Source organism: Dietzia cercidiphylli, from assembly GCF_014145145.1.
In the GTDB taxonomy this organism is placed as follows: Bacteria; Actinomycetota; Actinomycetes; order Mycobacteriales; family Mycobacteriaceae; genus Dietzia; species Dietzia natronolimnaea.
In genome coordinates this window covers 1-5,365 of sequence record NZ_JAALEA010000167.1, presented here as the reverse complement: position 1 = coordinate 5,365, position 5,365 = coordinate 1, and the positions used below count along the sequence as shown (strand labels likewise).

At 56.1% G+C, this 5,365-nt stretch carries 3 rRNA genes; all 3 read left to right on the top strand.

Going from position 1 to position 5,365, the window contains the following annotated elements:
• The first annotated feature begins 175 nt into the window (after positions 1–175).
• The 3 genes from G6028_RS06610 to rrf all read left to right on the top strand — a co-directional run bounded on the left by G6028_RS06610 (position 176) and on the right by rrf (position 5,356).
• Positions 176–1,692 (top strand): 16S ribosomal RNA (locus G6028_RS06610).
• Between the two features lie 351 nt (positions 1,693–2,043).
• Positions 2,044–5,140 (top strand): 23S ribosomal RNA (locus G6028_RS06605).
• Between the two features lie 99 nt (positions 5,141–5,239).
• Positions 5,240–5,356, top strand: a 5S ribosomal RNA gene (gene rrf, locus G6028_RS06600).
• The 16S, 23S and 5S rRNA genes sit together here, the layout of an rRNA operon.
• Positions 5,357–5,365: the final 9 nt, after the last annotated feature.

Below are 5,365 nucleotides of genomic sequence, written 5' to 3'. Positions count from 1 at the left end.
CGGTGTGGTGGTGTTGTTTGAGAACTCAACAGTGTGTTTTGTTTGTGATAGTGCCAAATTTTTTGTTTGGTTGCGACCCTTTCACATCCCTGTCGTGGGGGTCGCGTTTTTTGAACAGCCAGTTTGTTTGGTTTGTTTTTTGCTTGGATTGTGCTTTTTGTAGTGCTGAGAAGCTTTTATGGAGAGTTTGATCCTGGCTCAGGACGAACGCTGGCGGCGTGCTTAACACATGCAAGTCGAACGGTAAGGCCCTTTCGGGGGTACACGAGTGGCGAACGGGTGAGTAACACGTGGGTAATCTGCCCTGCACTTCGGGATAAGCCTGGGAAACCGGGTCTAATACCGGATATGAGCTCCTGCCGCATGGTGGGGGTTGGAAAGTTTTTCGGTGCAGGATGAGTCCGCGGCCTATCAGCTTGTTGGTGGGGTAATGGCCTACCAAGGCGACGACGGGTAGCCGGCCTGAGAGGGTGATCGGCCACACTGGGACTGAGACACGGCCCAGACTCCTACGGGAGGCAGCAGTGGGGAATATTGCACAATGGGCGAAAGCCTGATGCAGCGACGCCGCGTGGGGGATGACGGTCTTCGGATTGTAAACTCCTTTCAGTAGGGACGAAGCGAAAGTGACGGTACCTGCAGAAGAAGCACCGGCCAACTACGTGCCAGCAGCCGCGGTAATACGTAGGGTGCAAGCGTTGTCCGGAATTACTGGGCGTAAAGAGCTCGTAGGCGGTTTGTCACGTCGTCTGTGAAATCCTCCAGCTCAACTGGGGGCGTGCAGGCGATACGGGCAGACTTGAGTACTACAGGGGAGACTGGAATTCCTGGTGTAGCGGTGAAATGCGCAGATATCAGGAGGAACACCGGTGGCGAAGGCGGGTCTCTGGGTAGTAACTGACGCTGAGGAGCGAAAGCATGGGGAGCAAACAGGATTAGATACCCTGGTAGTCCATGCCGTAAACGGTGGGCGCTAGGTGTGGGGTCCTTCCACGGATTCCGTGCCGTAGCTAACGCATTAAGCGCCCCGCCTGGGGAGTACGGCCGCAAGGCTAAAACTCAAAGGAATTGACGGGGGCCCGCACAAGCGGCGGAGCATGTGGATTAATTCGATGCAACGCGAAGAACCTTACCTAGGCTTGACATATACAGGACGACGGCAGAGATGTCGTTTCCCTTGTGGCTTGTATACAGGTGGTGCATGGTTGTCGTCAGCTCGTGTCGTGAGATGTTGGGTTAAGTCCCGCAACGAGCGCAACCCCTGTCTCATGTTGCCAGCACGTTATGGTGGGGACTCGTGAGAGACTGCCGGGGTCAACTCGGAGGAAGGTGGGGATGACGTCAAATCATCATGCCCCTTATGTCTAGGGCTTCACACATGCTACAATGGCTAGTACAGAGGGCTGCGAGACCGCGAGGTGGAGCGAATCCCTTAAAGCTAGTCTCAGTTCGGATTGGGGTCTGCAACTCGACCCCATGAAGTCGGAGTCGCTAGTAATCGCAGATCAGCATTGCTGCGGTGAATACGTTCCCGGGCCTTGTACACACCGCCCGTCACGTCATGAAAGTCGGTAACACCCGAAGCCGGTGGCCTAACCCTTGTGGAGGGAGCCGTCGAAGGTGGGATCGGCGATTGGGACGAAGTCGTAACAAGGTAGCCGTACCGGAAGGTGCGGCTGGATCACCTCCTTTCTAAGGAGCACTCACCTCGCCTGTTGGTGGGGTCAGAGTTAGCGCCTGGTTCGTGCCCGTTCGTGGTGCGCTGGGTGGCTCATTGGGTGGAACACTATTGCGTAGGACTCGCCGTGATCTTCGGCGCCGGCTCAGGGCTGGTTGTCGGGGGGAGCGTGGTTCGGACAAAACACACTGTTGGGTGTCTGAGACAGCACCGTGAGCATCCCTGGTTGTTGGGGGTGTGGGTTGTTTCTGATGGCACTGATTCCCGAGATGCTCTTGTGGCCGGTTGGCTGGGGGTGTGGGTGGGGTTGGTGTGTGTTGTTTGAGAACTGCACAGTGGACGCGAGCATCTTTAATTGTTTGTGAATGTAAGTGTGTAAGAGCACACGGTGGATGCCTTGGCACCAAGAGCCGATGAAGGACGTAGGAGGCTGCGATAAGCCTCGGGGAGCTGCCAACCGAGCTGTGATCCGAGGGTGTCCGAATGGGGGAACCCAGCGCGCGTGATGGCGTGTTACCCACATCTGAATACATAGGGTGTGTGGAGGGAACGCGGGGAAGTGAAACATCTCAGTACCCGCAGGAAGAGAAAACAACAGTGATTCCGTCAGTAGCGGCGAGCGAACGCGGAAGAGGCTAAACCGCATGCGTGTGATACCCGGCAGGGGTTGCGTGTGTGGTGTTGTGGGGCATGATGTCCTGGTTCTGCCGGATCAGGCGCTTGATAGTCCGCGGGTTAGGGGAACGACTTGGAAGGGTCGGCCGTAGAGGGTGAGAGTCCCGTACCTGAAAACTTTGTGGCTGGGCGATTTGTGTTCCCAAGTAGCAGCGGGCCCGTGAAATCTGCTGTGAATCTGCCGGGACCACCCGGTAAGCCTAAATACTCCTTGGTGACCGATAGCGGATTAGTACCGTGAGGGAATGGTGAAAAGTACCCCGGGAGGGGAGTGAAATAGTACCTGAAACCGTGTGCTTACAATCCGTCAGAGGCTTTCGGGCTGATGGCGTGCCTTTTGAAGAATGAGCCTGCGAGTTAGTGGTATGTCGCGAGGTTAACCCGTGTGGGGAAGCCGTAGCGAAAGCGAGTCCTAATAGGGCGAGTATAGTGGCATGCTCTAGACCCGAAGCGGAGTGATCTACCCATGGCCAGTGTGAAGCGACGGTAAGACGTCGTGGAGGCGCGAACCCACTTAGGTTGAAAACTGAGGGGATGAGTTGTGGGTAGGGGTGAAAGGCCAATCAAACTCCGTGATAGCTGGTTCTCCCCGAAATGCATTTAGGTGCAGCGTCGCATGTTTCACCTCGGAGGTAGAGCTACTGGATGGCCGATGGGCCCTACAAGGTTACTGACGTCAGCCAAACTCCGAATGCCGAGGTGTGAGAGTGCGGCAGTGAGACTGTGGGGGATAAGCTTCATAGTCGAGAGGGAAACAGCCCAGATCGCCGGCTAAGGCCCCTAAGCGTGTACTAAGTGGAAAAGGATGTGGGATCGCTGAGACAGCCAGGAGGTTGGCTTAGAAGCAGCCACCCTTGAAAGAGTGCGTAATAGCTCACTGGTCAAGTGGTCCTGCGCCGACAATTTAGCGGGGCTCAAGTACACCGCCGAAGCCGCGGCACTCACACAATAACCTCCTCCGGGCAGGTGTGTGGGTGGGTAGGGGAGCGTCGTGTGGCCATAGAAGCGTCGGAGTGATCCAGGCGTGGAGGCCACACGAGTGAGAATGCAGGCATGAGTAGCGAATGACGAGTGAGAAACTCGTCCGCCGAATGATCAAGGGTTCCTGGGTCAAGCTAATCTGCCCAGGGTGAGTCGGGACCTAAGGCGAGGCCGACAGGCGTAGTCGATGGACAACGGGTTGATATTCCCGTACCCGTGTGTGCGCGCCCATGGTGAATCAGTGATACTAACCGCCCTGAATGGCCTAGAGCATCCTTCGGGATGACGTGGTCTGGATGCGCGGGACCTGATCTGGTAGTAGCCAAGCGATGGGGTGACGCAGGAAGGTAGCTGGGCCAGTCAGTGGTTGTACTGGTGTAAGAGTGTAGGCCGTGACATAGGCAAATCCGTGTCACATTAAGGCTGAGACTTGATGCATACCCGTTGTGGGGAATTCAGTGATCCTATGCTGCCGAGAAAAGCCTCTAGTGAGTTCATACACGGCCCGTACCCCAAACCGACACAGGTGATCAGGTAGAGAATACCAAGGCGATCGAGAGAACTGTGGTTAAGGAACTCGGCAAAATACCCCCGTAACTTCGGGAGAAGGGGGGCCATGCCCGGTGAACATCTTCACGGTGGGAGCTGGGTGTGGTCGCAGAGACCAGAGAGAAGCGACTGTTTACTAAAAACACAGGTCCGTGCGAAGACGTAAGTCGATGTATACGGACTGACGCCTGCCCGGTGCTGGAAGGTTAAGAGGACCGGTTAGCCGCAAGGCGAAGCTGAGAATTTAAGCCCCAGTAAACGGCGGTGGTAACTATAACCATCCTAAGGTAGCGAAATTCCTTGTCGGGTAAGTTCCGACCTGCACGAATGGCGTAACGACTTCTCTGCTGTCTCGACCACAGACTCGGCGAAATTGCACTACGAGTAAAGATGCTCGTTACGCGCGGCAGGACGAAAAGACCCCGGGACCTTTACTATAGCTTGGTATTGGCGTTCGATTCGGTTTGTGTAGGATAGGTGGGAGACTGTGAAGCATGCACGCCAGTGTGTGTGGAGTCGTTGTTGAAATACCACTCTGATCGTATTGGACGTCTAACCTCGGCCCATGATCTGGGTTAGGGACAGTGCCTGGTGGGTAGTTTAACTGGGGCGGTTGCCTCCTAAAGAGTAACGGAGGCGCCCAAAGGTTCCCTCAGCCTGGATGGCAATCAGGTGTTGAGTGCAAGTGCACAAGGGAGCTTGACTGTGAGACTGACACGTCGAGCAGGGACGAAAGTCGGGACTAGTGATCCGGCACCGGCAAGTGGAAGCGGTGTCGCTCAACGGATAAAAGGTACCCCGGGGATAACAGGCTGATCTTCCCCAAGAGTCCATATCGACGGGATGGTTTGGCACCTCGATGTCGGCTCGTCGCATCCTGGGGCTGGAGTAGGTCCCAAGGGTTGGGCTGTTCGCCCATTAAAGCGGCACGCGAGCTGGGTTTAGAACGTCGTGAGACAGTTCGGTCTCTATCCGCCGCGCGCGTAAGAAACTTGAGGAAAGCTGTCCCTAGTACGAGAGGACCGGGACGGACGAACCTCTGGTGTGCCAGTTGTTCCACCAGGAGCATCGCTGGTTAGCTACGTTCGGAAGGGATAACCGCTGAAAGCATCTAAGCGGGAAGCCTGTTCCAAGATGAGGTTTCTCACCACCTTGCGTGGTTAAGGCCCCCCACAGACCATGGGGTTGATAGGCCGGAACTGGAAGCGCAGCAATGCGTGGAGGTGACCGGTACTAATCGGCCGAGGGCTTACACACAAACAAGCCAAAGAATTTGTTACGCGTCCACTGTGCAGTATCTGAAACAACACACCCATCCGCGGTCTCGATCGCGGGTCGGGCCTTGTTTCACAGAGTTACGGCGGCCATAGCGGCAGGGAAACGCCCGGTCCCATTCCGAACCCGGAAGCTAAGCCTGCCAGCGCCGATGGTACTGCACTCGTGAGGGTGTGGGAGAGTAGGTCACCGCCGAACACAACTTCA